This is a genomic window from Rhizobium leguminosarum bv. viciae (assembly GCF_012276115.1).
GTDB classification, from domain to species: Bacteria; Pseudomonadota; Alphaproteobacteria; order Rhizobiales; family Rhizobiaceae; genus Rhizobium; species Rhizobium leguminosarum_T.
Genome location: NZ_WIEU01000001.1, coordinates 532842 through 550559, shown reverse-complemented (window position 1 = coordinate 550559; position 17718 = coordinate 532842). Strand labels below are relative to the sequence as shown.

General features: G+C 61.2%; 17 protein-coding genes. 6 read left to right on the top strand and 11 right to left on the bottom strand.

Annotated elements, in window-relative coordinates; all coding sequences use genetic code 11:
- Positions 1-61 precede the first annotated feature (61 nt).
- The 5 genes from GFM02_RS02560 to GFM02_RS02540 are packed head-to-tail and all read left to right on the top strand — an operon-like array spanning position 62 to position 5030.
- On the top strand, positions 62-886 hold the full coding sequence (locus tag GFM02_RS02560; RefSeq protein ID WP_168320688.1) for an ABC transporter ATP-binding protein: 825 nt from the start codon (positions 62-64) through the stop codon (positions 884-886).
- The gene (locus GFM02_RS02555; RefSeq protein WP_168320687.1) at positions 886-1728 is read left to right on the top strand and encodes an ABC transporter permease; all 843 of its coding nucleotides are present in this window, start codon (positions 886-888) and stop codon (positions 1726-1728) included. Before GFM02_RS02560 ends, GFM02_RS02555 begins: the two co-directional genes overlap by 1 nt.
- Complete coding sequence (locus tag GFM02_RS02550; protein ID WP_168320686.1) at positions 1728-3041, top strand: cytosine deaminase; 1314 nt, start codon at positions 1728-1730, stop codon at positions 3039-3041. Before GFM02_RS02555 ends, GFM02_RS02550 begins: the two co-directional genes overlap by 1 nt.
- Before the next feature lies 1 nt (position 3042).
- On the top strand, positions 3043-4452 hold the full coding sequence (locus GFM02_RS02545; protein ID WP_168320685.1) for an FAD-binding oxidoreductase: 1410 nt from the start codon (positions 3043-3045) through the stop codon (positions 4450-4452).
- Entirely contained in the window at positions 4449-5030 is a 582-nt protein-coding gene (locus tag GFM02_RS02540; RefSeq protein ID WP_168320684.1) for an NAD(P)H-dependent oxidoreductase, read from the top strand. The genes GFM02_RS02545 and GFM02_RS02540 overlap by 4 nt, the downstream gene beginning before the upstream one ends.
- Here GFM02_RS02540 and GFM02_RS02535 read toward each other — a convergent pair.
- The 10 genes from GFM02_RS02535 to GFM02_RS02490 form a co-directional block, all read right to left on the bottom strand.
- Positions 5027-5416, bottom strand: coding sequence for a RidA family protein (locus GFM02_RS02535; protein ID WP_168320683.1), 390 nt, complete (start codon positions 5414-5416; stop codon positions 5027-5029). The two genes, GFM02_RS02540 and GFM02_RS02535, sit on opposite strands and share 4 nt — an antisense overlap.
- A 236-nt stretch (positions 5417-5652) precedes the next feature.
- A complete protein-coding gene (locus GFM02_RS02530) occupies positions 5653-6675 on the bottom strand; it encodes a class I SAM-dependent methyltransferase (RefSeq protein ID WP_168320682.1) in 1023 nt (340 codons plus the stop codon).
- 787 nt (positions 6676-7462) lie between these two features.
- Positions 7463-8170, bottom strand: a complete 708-nt coding sequence (locus GFM02_RS02525; RefSeq protein WP_168271984.1) for an ABC transporter ATP-binding protein — start codon at positions 8168-8170, stop codon at positions 7463-7465.
- Positions 8167-8886: an ABC transporter ATP-binding protein gene (locus tag GFM02_RS02520; RefSeq protein ID WP_168320681.1), complete on the bottom strand. Its 720-nt coding sequence runs from the start codon at positions 8884-8886 to the stop codon at positions 8167-8169. The genes GFM02_RS02525 and GFM02_RS02520 overlap by 4 nt, the downstream gene beginning before the upstream one ends.
- Positions 8883-9824 carry a branched-chain amino acid ABC transporter permease gene (locus GFM02_RS02515; protein ID WP_168320680.1) on the bottom strand — a complete coding sequence of 314 codons (942 nt, stop codon included), beginning with the start codon at positions 9822-9824 and terminating at the stop codon, positions 8883-8885. The genes GFM02_RS02520 and GFM02_RS02515 overlap by 4 nt, the downstream gene beginning before the upstream one ends.
- 91 nt (positions 9825-9915) lie before the next feature.
- Entirely contained in the window at positions 9916-10788 is an 873-nt protein-coding gene (locus GFM02_RS02510; RefSeq protein WP_168320679.1) for a branched-chain amino acid ABC transporter permease, read from the bottom strand.
- An 11-nt stretch (positions 10789-10799) separates the two neighbouring features.
- Positions 10800-12053, bottom strand: coding sequence for an ABC transporter substrate-binding protein (locus GFM02_RS02505; protein WP_168271981.1), 1254 nt, complete (start codon positions 12051-12053; stop codon positions 10800-10802).
- A 55-nt stretch (positions 12054-12108) separates the two neighbouring features.
- Positions 12109-13704: a GMC family oxidoreductase gene (locus tag GFM02_RS02500; protein WP_168320678.1), complete on the bottom strand. Its 1596-nt coding sequence runs from the start codon at positions 13702-13704 to the stop codon at positions 12109-12111.
- A 54-nt stretch (positions 13705-13758) separates the two neighbouring features.
- Complete coding sequence (locus GFM02_RS02495) at positions 13759-15165, bottom strand: aldehyde dehydrogenase family protein (RefSeq protein ID WP_168320677.1); 1407 nt, start codon at positions 15163-15165, stop codon at positions 13759-13761.
- 101 nt (positions 15166-15266) lie between these two features.
- Positions 15267-16223 carry a helix-turn-helix domain-containing protein gene (locus tag GFM02_RS02490; RefSeq protein ID WP_246792007.1) on the bottom strand — a complete coding sequence of 319 codons (957 nt, stop codon included), beginning with the start codon at positions 16221-16223 and terminating at the stop codon, positions 15267-15269.
- A gap of 208 nt (positions 16224-16431) precedes the next feature.
- On the opposite strand from GFM02_RS02490, the gene hpaR reads away from it, so the two are divergent.
- On the top strand, positions 16432-16899 hold the full coding sequence (gene hpaR / locus GFM02_RS02485; protein ID WP_246792051.1) for a homoprotocatechuate degradation operon regulator HpaR: 468 nt from the start codon (positions 16432-16434) through the stop codon (positions 16897-16899).
- 1 nt (position 16900) lies between these two features.
- Here the strand turns inward: hpaR and hpaI are convergent, their stop codons facing one another.
- Complete coding sequence (gene hpaI, locus GFM02_RS02480; protein WP_168320675.1) at positions 16901-17707, bottom strand: 4-hydroxy-2-oxoheptanedioate aldolase; 807 nt, start codon at positions 17705-17707, stop codon at positions 16901-16903.
- Positions 17708-17718: the final 11 nt, after the last annotated feature.

The following is a 17718-nucleotide window of genomic DNA, read 5'->3' as shown; positions in this document are numbered from 1 at the left end:
AGGCCAGGTCCGCCGCTTCTCTGGCGGCGGACCGCATCCCCTTCGATAGATGAGCGAGAAAATGTCCCTAGCCGAAACCAAGCCGGCGCCTTCGAAGGAAGCGAGAAAGCGGCCACTGGTCGTCATGCAGGCGGTCTCGAAGGTCTTTTCCAGCGGCACTGTCGCCCTTTCGAACATGTCGCTCACGGTCGAAAGCGGCGAGTTCGTCAGCCTGCTCGGCCCTTCCGGCTGCGGCAAGTCGACGGCACTGCGCATCATCGCCGGTCTCGGCGATGTCACCTCGGGAACGATCGACTGGCCCAGTTCGCGCATCAATTCCAGAGGTCTGCCGGAGGGCGATATCGGCTTTGTCTTCCAGGAGCCGACGTTGATGCCCTGGAAGAACGTGTTCGACAATGTCCATCTGCCGCTGAGGTTGAGGCGCGTTTCGAAGACCGCCGCGCATGACCAGATCATGCAAGTGCTGACCACCGTCGGCCTTCAGGATTTTGCCAAGGCTTATCCGCGCGAACTTTCCGGCGGCATGAAGATGCGCGTCTCGATCGCCCGTGCGCTGGTGACGAAGCCGAAGCTGCTGCTGATGGACGAGCCTTTCGCCGCACTCGATGAGATCACCCGCCAGAAGCTCAACGACGACGTGCTGCGGCTGTGGAAGGCGACCGGCATTACGGTGATTTTCGTGACGCATTCGGTCTTCGAGTCGGCCTATCTCTCGAACCGCATCGTCGTGATGAAGGCAAGGCCGGGGCGCGTGCATGCCGACGTCCCGCTGATCACCAGCCTCGAACGCGACGCGCACTACCGCACTTCGGAAGAATACCGCAGGGCCTGCGAAACGGTATCGCATTCGCTGATCGGGGCGATCAATTCGGCAGGGGATCATTGATGAGTGACGAAACAGACACATCGCCGCTGCTGGTTAAGGGTACCGCAAGCGCAAGGCGCCGCGATCTTGCGCTGCGCATCGCCATCCCCTTCCTCGTCATCGCCCTGTTGATCCTCGTCTGGTACGCCTATGTGAAACTGTCCGGCGTGCCACCCTATATCCTGCCAGGACCGGCCGCTGTGGCAAACGCCTTCGTGACGGATTGGGGTACGCTTGCGCCTGCCCTCTGGGTCACCACCAAGATCACCTTCATGTCGCTGATGCTGGCGCTTGTCGGCGGCGTCGGCTTTGCGATCTTTCTCGTGCAGTCACGCTGGGTCGAGCTTGCCTTCTATCCCCTTGCCGTCATCCTGCAGGTAACGCCAATCGTCGCCATCTCGCCGCTTATCCTGATCTATGCGCCGTCGACGCAGGTAGCGCTGCTGATCTGCGCCTTCCTCGTCGCCTTTTTCCCGATCCTTTCGAATATGGTCCAGGGACTGAAGAGCGTCGACCACAATCTGATCAACCTCTTTGAGCTCTATGGCGCCTCGCGCTGGCAGACGCTGCTCTTTCTCAAACTGCCTGCCGCCCAACCCTATTTCATGACCGGCCTCAGGATCGGCGGTGGCCTTGCGCTGATCGCCGCTGTCGTCGCGGAATTTGCGGCAGGTTCGGCAGGCGCGGGATCCGGCCTCGCCTTCCGGCTTCTCGAAGCACAGTATCGGCTGAATATCCCGCGTCTCTTTGCAGCCTTGCTGATGCTCTCCCTGCTCGGTGTAGCGATCTTCGCTATCACCTCTTTCATTTCCTGGCTGAGCCTGCACCGTTGGCATGAGAGCAGCCTGAAACGGGAAAACTGATGACCTATTCCTTCATCTCCCCGCCCAATGCCGGCCGCTTCGTGCTGAGCAATGCAACGCTGCCCGCCGTTGCCGTTGTGGGATTTGACGCGCCCGCCGTCGAGGGGCTCGTCAAGGCCGATATCGTCATTACCGATGGCGTCATTGCCGCCATCCGGCCGGCCGGCGCCGCACCCGCCGATTATGCCAGGACCGATCTTAAGGACGGCATGGTCTGGCCGTGCTTCGCCGATATCCATACCCATCTCGACAAAGGCCATATCTGGCCGCGCCAGGCCAATCCCGACGGCAGCTTCATGGGGGCGCTCGATGCGGTCAGGGCCGACCGGGAAGCCAACTGGTCGGCGGCAGACGTCAAACGGCGCATGGAATTCTCGCTCCGCTCCGCCTATGCCCATGGCACCAGCCTGATCCGCACGCACCTGGATTCGCTTGCGCCCCAGCATCGCATCTCCTTCGAGGTCTTTTCCGAAATCCGGGATGCCTGGAAGGAGAGGATTGCACTGCAGGCGGTCGCCCTCTTCCCGCTGGATGCCATGGCAGACAGCATCTTCTTTGCCGATCTCGTCACAACAATCCGACAGGCCGGCGGCCTGCTTGGCGGTGTCACCAGGATGGTGCCGGAGCTTGTCTGGCAGCTCGACACGCTCTTCAGGACTGCCGCGGAGCATGGCCTGGATATCGATCTGCATGTCGACGAGACGGATGATCGCGGCGCCGAGACGCTGAAGGCAATTGCCGAGGCCGTGTTGCGCAACGGGTTCGAGGGCAAGGTGACCGCCGGTCATTGCTGCTCGCTCGCCCGCCAAGACGAAGACACTGCCGCGCGCACCGTCGAGTTGGTCGCCAAGGCAGGTATCGCGGTCATCGCGCTGCCGATGTGCAACATGTATCTGCAGGACCGCTATCCCGGCCGCACCCCGCGCTGGCGCGGCGTCACCCTGTTCAAGGAGTTGGCCGCCGCCGGTGTCGCGACCGCGGTCGCCTCCGACAATACCCGCGACCCCTTCTATGCCTATGGCGATCTCGATCCGGTGGAGGTCTTCCGCGAGGCCGTCCGGATTCTGCATCTCGACCACCCCCTCGATACCGCCGCCCGTGTCGTCACCACCTCGCCCGCCGCCATCGTCGGACGGCCGGACAAGGGCCGCATCGCCGCCGGCGATCCGGCCGATCTCGTGCTCTTCAGCGCGCGGCGCTGGAGTGAATTCCTGTCCCGTCCGCAGTCTGACCGCGTCGTGCTTCGCCGCGGCAAGGTGATCGACCGCAGCCTGCCGGATTACCGTGAACTCGATAGCGTCGTTGGAGCCTGACATGGCCGATTATCAGAAGATCAAAAAGGAACTCGAAGGCATCGCCGTCGAGGACAATCCGGCGCTGGTGCGCCAGAAGAGCCGGGATTTCTATTGGTACTCGCCGATCCTGAAGGCGCAACTCGACAATGTTTCCGCCGATCTCGTCGTCACACCGAAGACCGAGGAAGAGGTCATAAGGACGCTGAAGGTCGCCTATGCCCATGGCGTGCCGGTCACGCCGCGCGGCGCCGGCACCGGCAATTACGGCCAGGCCATGCCGCTTTCCGGCGGCATCGTGCTCAACCTCGCCGCCATGGACAAGATCAAGGAGATCCATCCCGGCCGCGTCATCTGCGAACCGGGCATCGTGCTTGCCCAGCTCGACAAGCAGACAAAGGCCCATTCCGGCCAGGAGCTGCGCTTCCACCCCTCCACCGCGCAGACGGCGACGGTCGGCGGCTTCATCGCCGGCGGCTCGGGCGGCGTTGGCTCGATCACCTGGGGCGGCTTGCGCGACCTCGGAAACATCCTGCGCCTGCGCGTCATCACCATGGAAGCCGAACCGCGCGTGCTCGACCTCACCGGCTGGGATCTCCAGAAGGTGAGCCACGCTTACGGCACCAACGGTATCATCACCGAGATCGAGATGCCGCTTGCGCCTGCCTATGACTGGGTCGACGTGCTGGTCGGCTATGACGATTTCATGGAAGCGGTGCGCTTTTCCGACGCGCTGGCGAAATGCAACGGCATTCTCGTCAAGGAAATTGCCCCGATCGCCGCTCCCATCCCTCACGACTATTTCACCCGCCACAAACCCTACATCCGTCAGGGCCAGTCGATCGTCGTGCTGATGATCGCGCCGCACTCCATGGATGCCTTTCTGGCCTTTACGGCGGCGCAGAAGGGCGAGATCATGTTCCGCTCCGACAAGGTGGAAAGCATGCGTGGCATCCCGCATGCCTACGAGCTTGCCTGGAACCACACGACATTGCGCGCGCTGAAGGTCGACCCGAGCTTCACCTATCTGCAGGTGCAATATCCGGGACCGGATCATGTCGCCAAGGTTCGGAAGATGGTCGAAATCTTTGGTGACGAAGTGCCGGGTCATCTCGAATTCATCAAATTTGACGGCCAGATCCAGTGCTCCGGCCTGCCGCTGGTGCGCTACACCACCGAGGAGCGGCTGGAGGAGATCATCAAGATCCATCAGGACAATGGATGCCCGATCTTCAACCCGCACCGCTATACGCTCGAAGAAGGCGGCATGAAGCGCACCGACGCTGTGCAACTCGCTTTCAAGCAGGAAACCGATCCGAAGGGCCTGCTCAATCCCGGCAAGATGATCGCCTGGGAAAATCCCGATTTCGACTTCAACGCCGGTAAGAACTATCTCTTCCCCGGCCTGGCGGCCCTGATGGAGGCCTCATGAGGGTTCTCGTCCTCCACTCTCACCCGGTCGAGGAAAGTTACGGCAAGGCGCTTTACCGGCAGACCGTCGAGAGTCTGCAGAAGGCCGGGCATACGGTGGATGGCTGCGACCTCTATGAAGAGCAGTTCGATCCGGTGCTCTCGCGCCGCGACCGGCTCGTCTATCACGACTATCCGGAAAATCTGAAGCTGGTGGGATCGCATGTCGAAAGGTTGAAGGCGGCCGAGGGGCTGGTGATCTGCACCCCGATCTGGAATTTCGGCTTTCCGGCGATCCTGAAGGGATATTTCGACCGCGTGTGGCTGCCGGGCGTTTCCTTCGAGCTGGTCAACGGCAAGGTGGAATCGCGGCTGCGCCACATCCGCAAGCTCGCAGCCGTCCTGACTTATGGCGCAACGCCCTTCCGCGCCTTCGCCGCCGGCAACCCGCCGAAGAAAATCGTCAAGCGCGTGCTGAGGGCGCAGATCAATCCGGTGAGGCCGGTGACGTTCCTCGCCCATTACGACATGAACAATTGCACGCCGGAGACGCGGGCAAAATTCCTCGCCCGCGTCGGAGACGCGATGGAGCGCTTTTAGAAAATTTTCGCGGCCGTCACTTCCACTTCGACCAGGAACTCAGGGCGCGTAAAGCCGCCGATGACAAGCAAGGTGGAAACCGGCTTCGGATCGAGCGTATAGCGATCCCGCACGGCCATATAGGCCGGGAAATCCTCGCGGCGGGTGACGAAGCCCGAAATACGGATGACGTCGGCAAAACTCATCTCCGCCTCCTGCAGGATCGCCTTGATCGCCTCGAAGCAGAGCTCCGCCTGCGCGGTGATGTCGCTCGGAACAGCATCGTCGAGACCGATGCCGAGCTGGCCCGATGTGACCAGGAGCGATGCGCCGGGCGGCACCAGCAGGCCGTGATTGTAATTTCCAAAAGGCCGACGCACCGAGGCCGGATTGAAAGTTTTCTTCATCGATCTAAAATTCCTGAGGGCTGCAGATATCGAGCCTACAGGATGCGGCGGGATATGAGAATATCGCTGTGTCCATAATGCTTTGCCACAAAAAGCAGGACGACCGCCTTGAACGGAATCGAACCGCCGGGCACGAGCAAATGCGGCGAACGATAAGCGCTTTTTGTAGCGGCCACATGCTTCAGCGCAGTGACTCGGCAGGTGTCAGCTAGGCGACGCAGATGACGGTCGACCGGCTATTCAAAGAGAATAACGCTTGCCGGAGTTGGTGGCATCGATTTGACCGTGACGCCGACAAGGCCGGCAAGTCTTGCCATCTCGGTCAACTCACTTTGCGTATAAGCCTGGCCAGCCGGCGTGCTGGCGAGCATCTCCCAGGAGAACGCTGCGGGAAAAGGCGGCGACACGCCATCTTCGTTCGGCACGAAATCGACCGCGACGATCCGACCATGCTCTGCAAGGCTGGCGATGATCTTTCGTAACAGTTGGGCACATGTCGGCAAATCGAAGTGGTGCAGAAAATTCGGAAGCAGGACAAGGTCATAACCCGTGCCCCACTCAAGATCGAAAGCACTGCCGGCTATCGTCTGGTACCGGTCAGCCACGCCGGCTTTTTCCGCATTCTGCCTCGACAGCGCTAATACTGCGACCCAGTCGACGGCGACGATCTCCGCCGTTGGAAAGGCCTTCGCAATTTCGATCCCGAAAACGCCTGGACCTGCAGCGATGTCCAACACCTTTTTGGGAGGCCTCGGCCAGCCGGAGATTTCGCCAGCCAGCATTTTGGCGCTGAGCCCGGTAAAGGAGCCCATGCCGTGCGCAAACTTCAACCAGACGGGGTTGTCTGCCGACACGTTCGCAAGCCCGGCCGAACCGCCGTTTCGCACGACGGCGGCCGGATCGCGCAGAAAATTATCCAGTATTTCGGGTGCGGCCGTGAACTCGACGGCCGCGCCCATATAGGCCGGCGAATTGCGATCGAGGAACATTCTGGTCGAGGGCGTCATTCGGTACTGTCCGCTCTCCTTTGTCAGAAAACCATGTACCACAAGGTAGTCGCACAGGATGCGCACCCCACGCTCCGAGGCGCTTGTTGCCGACGCCAGCGATGCTGCCGTCTCGCCCTCGTTTATATGAGTAAAGAGATCAAGCTCGATGGCCGCCCTTATCGCCGCCGTCTTTCGGCACGCAAACAGTGCATCGACTACGAGTTCGGGCGACACTACGTCAACACGGGCGTCCTCGACGATTGTTTCCATGGGATCTCCAGAGCCCTCGATCAATCTTGCCTAGCAGCGGCAGCCGCGGAAATTATGCGCATATCCGCATATTCTACAATACTTAACACGCTAACCCTATCGGGTGCCCGCCTCAAATGGCCGAGCTGTCCTGCCGGCCCCCGCCGACACTATGGCACGCGTTGCAGACCGGCGAGCCTGAGGTTCAATGCGGCAGGAGTCAAAGAGCTGTCGACTTGCTTCGGTATTGTGTGTCCCGGAATCGCAGAGAGTGGGAAATGAAATCTAGATCGCTCATTTTTGCTCTATCCGCGCTGCTTGCGACGGCTGTGAATGCCGCGGAGGACGAAGCCCGCCACCTCACTTCGCGCCACTTATAGCGGGACAGGGAGGCGAGATCGAAGGATGCTACACGGCAATCCTGGCACGCGATGGATTGGACTCCATTGGATCGTGTCCCGGGAGGTGGTGTAGGTCGCGTGCTACTTCGACCTAAAATGACGAATACCCATGCTGCGAATCGCAAACGGGCCTATCTGGTGAGCGGATATCCGTGCCGGAAAGCTTGCTCCACTCTTTCCTGAATGGTCGCTGCCGGTGGGCGGCATTTACGCTATGTTTCCGCCAGCCCGTTTCCGGCCAACCAAGGTGAGGATGTTTCTTGACTCTGCTTCTCGCGGCGGAACGAAACCGCCGGGAAACGATCGGGTTACAAGGAGGGTCGAAGAGCGGTTCGGCCTAACCTGCCAGTATCGATGCAACTGTCTCCCCGACCATCGCTCCGATGATGGGCGGCAGGACGTGGAACTCAGGCGAGATAGGCCTTGTGCAGAATGTCGGGATTTTGCCGCAGTATCTCCGGCGCCCCGCTGAAAGAAAACCGGCCGCGCGACAGGACATGCGCGTCGTGTGCCTCTTTAAGCGCGAGAGCAGTAAACTGCTCGATCAGCAGGATACCGGTTCCCTGGGCCGCGAGACGGGACAGCACGGCCATCAGCCGTTTGACGACCAGCGGCGCGAGCCCAAGCGACATCTCGTCGGCAAGGATGAATTTCGGGCGGGCAACGAGGCCCTGGCCCAGAGCTAGCATCTGCTGCTGACCGCCGGACATGGAGCCGGCACGCTGCTTCTTGCGCTCTGCCAGTTCCGGGAAGATGGCATAGACCTCGTCCACCGCCTTTGCGGCGTCTGCTGCCGATTGCTGAAAGCCTGCGGCCTGCAGGTTGTCCTCGACATTGAGGCCTGAAAGCACGCGGTGGCCTTCCGGTACCGCTGCAATGCCCGCGGCCCGCACAACCTCCGGCGATTGCCCGGAAACGACCCGTCCATCGACCGCCACCGTACCCGAGGCGACCGGCTGCGCACCGGCAATCGCCAGCACCAGCGAACTCTTGCCGGCGCCATTGGGGCCGAGAAGGGCGGTGATGCGACCGCTTTGCAATGTGAAGCTCAGATCATCGATGACCCGCTTGCCGCCGCGCTCGACTGACAAATTGCTGACCGTAAACGTGCTCATGCAGCCACATCCTCCACGCCGAGATAGACTGCGCGGACCTTCGGATCCGTCAGCACAGCCGCAGTCGCGCCAACGGCAATCAGCGACCCGAAATCGAGCACCATCGTGTCCTGGCAGACAGCCTGAATGAGATCGACGTCGTGGTCGATCAGCAGCGTCGTTGCGCTGTTGAACGCCCTGATGCCGTCGATGATCTGGCGAAGCCTGTCAACTTCGCCCTGTGAAAACCCGGCGCCGGGTTCATCGAGGAGGATCAGCCTCGGCTTGCCGACAACGCAGCGGGCAATCTCGACCATCCGGCGTTCGAAGGCGTTGAGGCCAGCGGCGTTCAGACCACGAACGGCGGAAAGGCCCACGAACTCCAGAGCGGCCATCAGCGCACGTTCGCGATCGTTTCCCGACATTGGAAGGGGGTCGAGTACGACGCGAACATTGTCCTCGACCGACAGTTCATCGACCACCTGCTCCTTCTGGAAGGAACGGCGCAGCCCCCAGCGTGCCCGCTGATGCGGTGCGAGCCGGAGAATATCTGCTCCATCCATAGTGATCTGGCCGGACTGGGGTGTGACGAAGCCGGACAGGACATTGAGGAAGGTGGTCTTGCCGGCTCCGTTCGGGCCGATGATGCCGAAGACCGGCTTATCGAGGATGACGGTCAGGCAGTTGAGCGCGGTGACACCGCCGAAGGTGACGGTGACGTCGTCGATCGAGATCATCGCTTCTCCTCCCGTGAGCGCAAAACTCTGACCGCATCGGTCAACTGACCGGCGAGGCCTTTCGGCGCGGTGATCAGGGCGTGGATCAGGGCAAGGCCGAAGATCACATAGGCGGTATCGCCATTGATACCGAGGTCGTTGAGGTAGGCCGGTACCAGCCGGTAGAGCAGGGCGGCAATCACCGCGCCATACCAGTGCCATGCACCGCCAACGATGGTCAGCGCGAAGATCATCACCGATTCTGCTGGCGGAAAGGAACGGGCGTCGAGAAGCTGGAGATTGCCCGCCAGAAGAGCGCCGGCGATTCCGGCCAGAAAGCCGGACAGGGCAAAACCCCAGACCTTGTAGCGTGTAACGTCCACCCCCGCTGCCATGGCTGAGGCCTCGCTCTTGCGGATCAGCGCCCAGCCCCGGCCGGCGCGGCTGCGCTCGTGCCAGTCGATCAGCAGGAACCCAAACGCCACGACCACCATGCAATAGCGGAAATAGGCGCTGTCCGACGCCGCCAGGTATGGACGCGGCATGTAGGTGACGGCCTGGACGGCAAAACCGGTCAGGCCGCCGCCGCCGTTGGGGAACTGCAAGACGTTGATGAGGATGCCGAAACCGCCAGCGGCCATTAGGGTGATCAGCGCCAGATAGAGACCGCGCATGCGCAGCGCCGGATAGGCGAGGACCATGCCGATCACTCCGGCAAACAAGCCGCCGGACAGGAGGTTCAGTTCGAACGGCAGGCCGAGGCCATGGGCAAGGCGTAGCGCGATCCAGCCGCCGCAGCCCATCAGCGCCACCTGCGCAAGGGATACCAGCCCCAGCCGGCGATACAACAATGCGATGCTGGCGGCGGTCAGCGTATAAATTGCCGTGCCGGTCAACACCTTCACCCAGAGCGCATTGGCGGCGAGGGGCACGATGACGGCCATCGCAGTGAAAAACATCTGTGGCGCGTATCTCTGCAATAGTGGTCTCAAGGCCGTAGGGGGTGTGGAGATTTTAGCGGCGAGCGGTTCGATGACGGTTTGCATGGCGTCAATCCTGTCCGGCGAATGTCAGTTTGCGGCCGCGCTGCATCCACATCATCGCAATAATCGCGACAATGAAGGGGGTGGCAACGCGGAAGGGCGCCAACGGTTTGTAGAGGGTCAGCAGGCTTTCGAACATGCCGATGATGAGCCCGGCGGCGAAGGTCGCGGGGATTGAGGCAAGTCGGCCGATGATGGTCGTGGCAATGATCGGGATCACAAGAAAGGTCAGCACCGCCGGATCGAGCCGGACGAGGGTGGCAAACAACAGACCGGTGAAGCCGGCAAGAACGCCGGATATGCCCCAGGCGAAAGTTTCGACGCGCCTGACCGGTGTTCCGAGGATGGCCGCAATTTCGCGGTTGTCGGCAAGCGAACGCATCATCAGGCCCATGCGCGTGCGGGCGAGGAACAATCCCATGCCGAGTGTCACGCCGATGCCAGCAGCCAGTGCGATCAACCGCGTCGCGGTCACGCGCAAACCGACGACCGACAGTGAGAGGCTGTCGGGTGTCAACGAAAGCTTGCGCGGCGTGACGGTCCAGATCAGGTTCATAACGCCGAGCAGTGCAAGCGCTAACCCGAGGGTCGCCACCGCCTTGACCACCGGTTCACGATGGGCAAGTCCCGGGGCGATCAGCCGGCCGAACGCCAGAGACAGGACCAGCGCGATGCCGATACAGGCGAGCCAGGCAATGGGTTCCGGCCAGTTCCACTGCAACAGTTGCCAGGCGGTCATGGCACCTGCGGCGCCCATGGCGCCGTAGGCAAAATTCAGCACGCCCGTGGCGCGGTTGAGAAGCACCAGCCCGACGCCGCCGAGGGCATAAAGCGCCCCAACGGCAAGGCCGGAAACCAGGAACAGGCCGAGAGCGTTCATCGCGTATCCAATCAGTTGGTGATGCCGAGTTCTTTTTCAGCGGCGCGGATCGGATCGAGATAGGCGCTGTCGACGTCCGCGCATTTGCTGATGACCTTGAAGCCGTTGCCTGAGATCTGCACCATCATGTTGGCATGGTTCGGCATATGCCGGTCCGCCTTGCCGACATAGTATGGTCCACACAACAGGTCGGAGTTCTCGTTCTTGATCTGCTGAATGGCTTCGGTCACCGAGGCCCGATCGATCTTGGCCGGATCGAGCTTCAACAGGGCATCGACGAAGAAACGTGCCGAGAGATAGCCGGACTGGCTGAAGGTGTCGCGGGGATCCTCTGGCTGGGCATGCTTCTGCATGACCTCCCGCCAGTTGGCGGCGTCAGGTTCTGTGCCGTCGATCGGGGTCAACTCGATGTTGACGTTCATCACGCCGTCCCAATAGGCACCAAGCATGCCGGGGACGTCGGCATCATAGAGCGGGGTCGAGGAGATCCACTTGAAATTGTCGCGAAGATTCTGTTCCTCGACCGCTTTGAGGTAGGCGGCCGCCATGCCGGCGGGCAGATTCACGAGGACCGTGTCGGCACCGCTGGCGACCGTTTCCAGCACAGAAGCATTCATGTCGGCGGCGGCGGGGTCAAGCAGGATGCTTGTTCCTGCCAGCCCCTTTGCCTGCATGTATTTTTCCGTCCAGCCGCAGGAATAGGGGCCGACCGACGGAATGGTGAGGCCAATGCACACGACATTCGTCGCGCCGAGATTGCCGACGGCCCATTGCGCCGCACCGACGCTGGAGGGCAAAGGCCCTTCATTGGTGGAAACGATGTTCGAGGATTCGAAGCACTCCGCCACGGCACACGCCGAGGCCATCGCCATGACGCCTTCGTCGGCATAGAGTTTGGCGTTGACGCCCATTTCGACGAACGACCCGTTGCCGACAAGGGCTACGACCTGCTCGTCCTTTACCAGCTTGGTCGCGACCTGACTGGCGACTTCCGGATTCCACTGGTCGTCTTCAACCAAATACTCGATCGGTCGGCCATTGATGCCGCCGTTTTCGTTGACGCAATTGAAATAGGCTCGCGCCGCGTCGGCGGACGACGAGAAGTCATCGGGGCCTGTCTGGCCGACCACGGCGCCCACCTTTATCGGTTCACCGGCCGCTTTCTGGCCGTTGCTGAGCCCGCAGGCGGGGGCTGCGAAGGCCGAGCCGCCGCTGAAGATGATCGCGGCGGTCGATGCAGCAAGAAACAGAGTTGTCTTGGTCATGTGTTCTCCTCCCAAAGAAACGTTGCATGAAAGTCAAAAAGGGCGCCGCTTTCGCTTATGCGGCGGCCTCCTTGCCGAGAATGAAGCGGGATGCGCGCTCGCCGATCATGATGCAGGGCGCATTGGTGTTGCCGGACACGAGCGTCGGCATGATGGAGGCATCGGCGACCCGAAGTCCCTCGACGCCGCGCACTTTCAGATCCTCTCCTACGACCGCCATGCGATCTTCGGCGGGGCCCATCTTGGCGGTGCCCGCCGGATGGAAAACGGTTTTGGAGATGCTCCGGATATAGTTGCGCAGGGAAGTCGGATCTTTCTCGATGCCAGGTTCCGGCAGAACCCGCCGCTTGACGATCCGCGCAAGGGACGGAGCCTCGGTGATCCGGATCGCCCATTCGACACCGCGCACAAGCGTTTCCAGATCAGCCGGATTGGAGAAGGAATTTGCGTGAAACAGGGCTCTGTCCTTCGGATCGGCCGAGCGCAACTTTACCGTGCCACGGGATTGGGGCCGCAGGAAGCAGGGGCCGATCGAAATGCCGTGGCCGAGGACGGCGGCGCGTTCGCCAAATCCGACGAAGCTTGGCAGCACATGGAACTGGACATCGGGCTGTCCGGCGCCGGCCGTATCGACGAAACCACCGGATTCCACGACGCTCGAGGTCAGCAAGCCGGTTTTGGTCAGCAGGTATTGCAGCATGTGGCCAGCGGCCCTGAGCCCTTTGTCCTGCCCGAACATGGAGATCGGATCCTTGACCTCGACCTGAACGGTGGCCTCGAGATGGTCCTGGTAGTTCTCGCCGACGCCGGGCAGATCGGAAACGACGCCGATGCCATGGCTCTGCAGATGGGCGGCGTCGCCGATCCCGGACAGCTGCAGGATTTTAGGCGTAGCGAGTGCGCCGGACGTCAGAACGACCTCGCTGCGGGCTTTGTACGTTGTGCCTGTCTCCGTCAGGACGCCGACGGCCTTCTTGCCCTCGAAAAGCACCTTGTGAACGCGCGTACTGGTCAGGATCGTTAGATTGGGACGCTTTTCGGCGTCGCGCAGGAAGGATTGCGCGGAACTCCAGCGCCGGCCGTTATGGGTCGTCGTCTGATAGAAGCCGACGCCCTCCTGGACCTTGCCGTTGAAATCCTCGTTATAGGGGATGCCTGCTTCCTGCGCAGCGCGGATGAACGCCCAAGACAGGGCGTGGCCGAAGCGACGGTCGGAAACCTTAAGTTCGCCCTCTGCGCCATGGAATTCGCCGGAGAGACGCTGATTGCCCTCGACAGCCCGGAATGCCGGCAGCACCTTGTCGTAGGACCAGTTGCGGCAGCCCATCTGGGCCCAGGTGTCATAATCTTCCCGCTGGCCACGAATGTAGATCATCGCATTGATCGAACTGCCGCCGCCGATGACATGGCCCTGCGGCACGACGTTCGGCTTGCCGTTCAGGCCCTTGTCCGGTTCCGAGACATAGAATTGGACGTCCTTGCCCCTTTCGATGACTTTGAAAAATGTCGCCGGAATATGGATGAACTTGTCGGCATCCCGCGTGCCGCTCTCGATGAGCAGCACTTTGTTGCCGGGGTTCTCGGAGAGACGCGCGGCAACGACGCAACCAGACGAGCCGCCGCCCACGATAATGTAGTCAAATTCGTTCATGATAGGCTCCATCGCGGCAGCGCAGGAAAAACAGCGCGTGCCGGGTGTTTCACGTCAGCAGAAGACGGTCTGGATAGTGGTGAATTCCTTCAATCCGTCGGCACCGAATTCGACGCCGATACCGGATTGCTTTACCCCGCCGAACGGAGCATTCGGCTGGATTGCACCATGCTTGTTGATCCAGACCGAACCGCATTCGAGACGGCTTGCGACCTCTTTCGCCCTGGCGAGATCCGCCCCCCATACCGAGCCGCCGAGACCGGCCGGATTGTCGTTGGCCTTTCTGATCGCCTCTTCTACATAGCTGTAGCGGATGATCGGAAGGGCCGGGCCGAACTGCTCAAGATCGACGAGCTTGGCACCATGATCGATGTCGGCGACCAGCGTCACCGGATAGAAATAGCCGGGGCCGCCGTTGGGATTGCCACCGGTCAGAATGCGCCCACCTCTGGCTCTCGCCTCCTCGACAAAGGAGGCGACGATCTCGTACTGCATGCTGTTCTGCACCGGACCCAGCACCGAACTTTCCTCCATGCCGTCGCCGACCGGGATGTTGGCGGCGTAGGCGGCGAGATGCTCGCAGACGGCGTCGTAGATGCTGTCATGAACGTAGAGGCGCTTCAGGCAGGCACAGGTCTGGCCGTTGTTGATGAAGGCACCCCAGAACAGCCCCTCGGCGATTGCTTTCGGGTCGGCATCGGGCAGGACGATCCCGGCGTCATTTCCACCGAGTTCCAGGGTCAAACGCTTCAGCGTATCGACGGCGCTGGCCATGACCTTCTTGCCGGTAGCAGTGGAGCCGGTGAAGGTAACCTTGGCGATGCCGGGATGGGCGGTCAGTGCGGCGGCGATCTCGTTTTCGCCCGTAACGACGTTGACAACACCGGGCGGCAGAACCTCGTTCATCAACTCCACGAGTCGGATCGTCGATAGCGGCGTCAGCGGTGATGGTTTGATGATGACGGTGTTGCCGGTGCGGATCGCCGGTATGATGTGCCAGCAGGCGATCATCACCGGCCAGTTCCATGGCGTGATCGAGGCGACGACGCCGATTGGCTTGCGATGCAGTTCGACGCGGCCCTCCGGCGCATCCTGAAGCACCTCGATGGGAAGTTCGATTTCCGCGGTATGGCGGGTCCAGGCGAGCGCGCCGCCGATTTCAAAACGCGAACCGAGACCGTTGAGCGGCTTGCCCTGCTCGAGGGTCAGCAATTGCGCGAGTTCCTCGGCATGGGCTTCGATTTTGGCAGCAACGGCCCGGCACGCGTCGGCAAGCTCGGTGCTGGATTTCAGCTTCCACGTCGCGAATGCCAGGCCGGCTGCTTCCACTGCGGCATTAAGGTCGGCCTGGGTCGCCATCGGCATGGCACCGACGATGTCGCCGGTGGATGGGTTGCGAATGTCTACGTGATGTGCGGTTTCCACCGCGGTACCGCCGATGAGCAGCGTATAGCGCTTCATGTCGAACTCCTCCCAAAGCAATGTTTCGAGAGGCATTCAATTCCATGTGCGCCGCGCTGTCTTGGGCTCCGGCGCGGTCTGAATAGGACAAAAACGCGACTCTAGTGCTGCAGGATGTCTTTCGGCGAGCAGTCGAAGGCTTTGCGGAAGCAGCGGTTGAAATAGGAGATGTCGTTGAAGCCGGCGGAATAGGCAACTTCGGCGATAGTTGGCGCGGACGGTCCGTTCTTCATCTGGAGCAGCTGTTCGTGAACCAGGTGCAGGCGCCGCAGGCGGATAAGAGATGTCGCCGTGGTTCCGAGTGCCGAGAAGTCATCCTGCAGCGTGCGCAACGAGATGCCAACCTTGTCGGCCAGCCACTGAGGCGTCAGGTGTTCGTCGGTGAGGTGCCGGTCGATCAGAATCTGGACGATTTCCAGTCGCCCGCCTGGACTATCAACCGGAAAAGACTGATCCGGGTCCTCATCCATTGCAAAGGCCTGACGCGTGGCGCTGAACAGCAACTCTCTCAAATTCTGTGCCCGCTTGTCCTGTGCATCGGTGCGGATCAGCTTGGCGACCAGCGCCCGCAACATCGCCGACATGGGGTCTTCGGCTTCGAGCCGCCGCGAGATCTCCACCTGTGCGGCCTTGCCGGCGACGATCAACTGGCGCGGCAGGTGGACGGACAGATGGTTGGAAAAATGACCGCCGAAATGAAAGATGGAGGGTGCCGAGCTGTCCACCAGAATGCAGTCGCCCGGCGCGATGATTGATTGGCGACCCCGCTGCTCGATGCCGCAGGTTCCCTCCAGTTGCAACAACAGGAACAGGTTCTCGCCGTAGTCACGCTTGATGTCGATGAAGTCGCGATGGATGATGTCGAGATCGTTGGCCACCTGTGCCAGTTCCAGACCGCCAGCGTCCATGATCGTAGCGCTGCCGGTGACGACCTTGCATTCGACGCGGCGCGAATTGAAGCTCCCGCAGATTGATTTCAGTTGATCAGTCCAGTCGTCCACGGGAGTTACTGGCCATTGCTTGGGGATCAGGGCCCCCAATTCCACCATTTGCTGCATGTTAGCCTCCTCCCAAAGACTAAATGAAAAATCGCGGGCTCCGCCGAGATAGTTTCTATGTTAAGGAAATACTCTTCGCGGCATTTGTCAACTTAATTGCGGTTCGATCCAGCAGGATCTGCGAATGCCCGCGATTGCACAAGCGCCGAAACACCGGATAGAAAGAACCAGCATGAAGAATGAACCGATCGACGATAGAGAAAGTGGCATGGGTTCTGCCGGCCCCGCTTCCCGCGAGCGGCGCTCGCTTGCGATTGGGCTCCTGCGCGCCCGTGAAGCGGTGATGAGCCACTTTCGGCCAATCCTTGCGGCCCATAACGTGACCGAGCAGCAGTGGCGGGTGATCCGCGCGCTGGCTGAGGCAGGAACGCTGGATGCCACCGAAGTCGCGGAAAAGGCTTTCATTCTGGCCCCAAGCCTCACCCGCATGATCCGCTCGCTCGAGGAGCGTGATTTCATCACCAAGCACAAGGACAAGGCGGATGGGCGGCGGGTGCTTCTAAAGCTTGCGCCGCCCGGCAAAGCCATCATTGACGAGGTGATGCCGGACAGCCGTCGGGTCTATGCGGACATCGATGCCCGCTTCGGTGCAAGCCGTGTCGAAGAATTGCTCAACATGCTTGACGACCTTGCCGCCCTGAAACTTGACGGCAAGCCAAGCGGCGAAGACGTTTAGCTCAGTAGGTGTTTGCAGTCGCCACCGCCTTGGCCGTCGTGGCAACCCGAAAATCGGAAAGCAGCTTTGTCGTGGCATTGGCGAGCAGCGTCACATCGTTGCCGATAGCAACGAAGGTCGCGCCCAGTTCAAGATAACGCTTGGCAAGATTAAGGTCGCCAGTGAGAATGCCCGCAGCCTTGCCATGGCTCTGGATTCGCAAAAGCGCGCGTTCGACCTCGGCCTGGACCTCCGATGCGCCTGGCTTACCGAGATAGCCCATATCGGCAGCGAGATCGGCGGGCCCGATGAACACGCCGTCCACGCCTTCGGTGGAAGTGATAGCGTCCAGCGCCGCGAGACCCGCCCGGCTTTCGATCTGCAATAGCAGGCAGATCTCGTCATTGGCGGTTTGCAGATAGTCGGGAATACGGTTGAACGCAGAGGCCCGCGCCAGGGCAGCGCCAACGCCGCGCACGCCGTGCGGCGGATAGCGCACGGCCTTCACCATGGCGTCTGCAAGTTCCTTGCTGTCGACCATCGGCACAAGCAGGGTTTGCGCGCCGATATCGAGCAACTGCTTGATGATATGAGTCTCACCGATCGGCGGGCGGATGATCGCATGACTGTCGCTTCCCTTCATCGCCTGCAACTGGGACACCAGAAGCGGGATGTCATTGGGCGCGTGCTCGGCGTCGAGCAGAAGCCAGTCATAGCCGGCTCCAGCGGAGATTTCGACCGTGTAGGGATTGGCCAGCGCCTGCCAGAGACCGATCTGGGGCCGGCCTTCCCGCAGTGCTTGTTTGAAAGTGTTCTTGGGGGCAGGCATGATGGCGATCC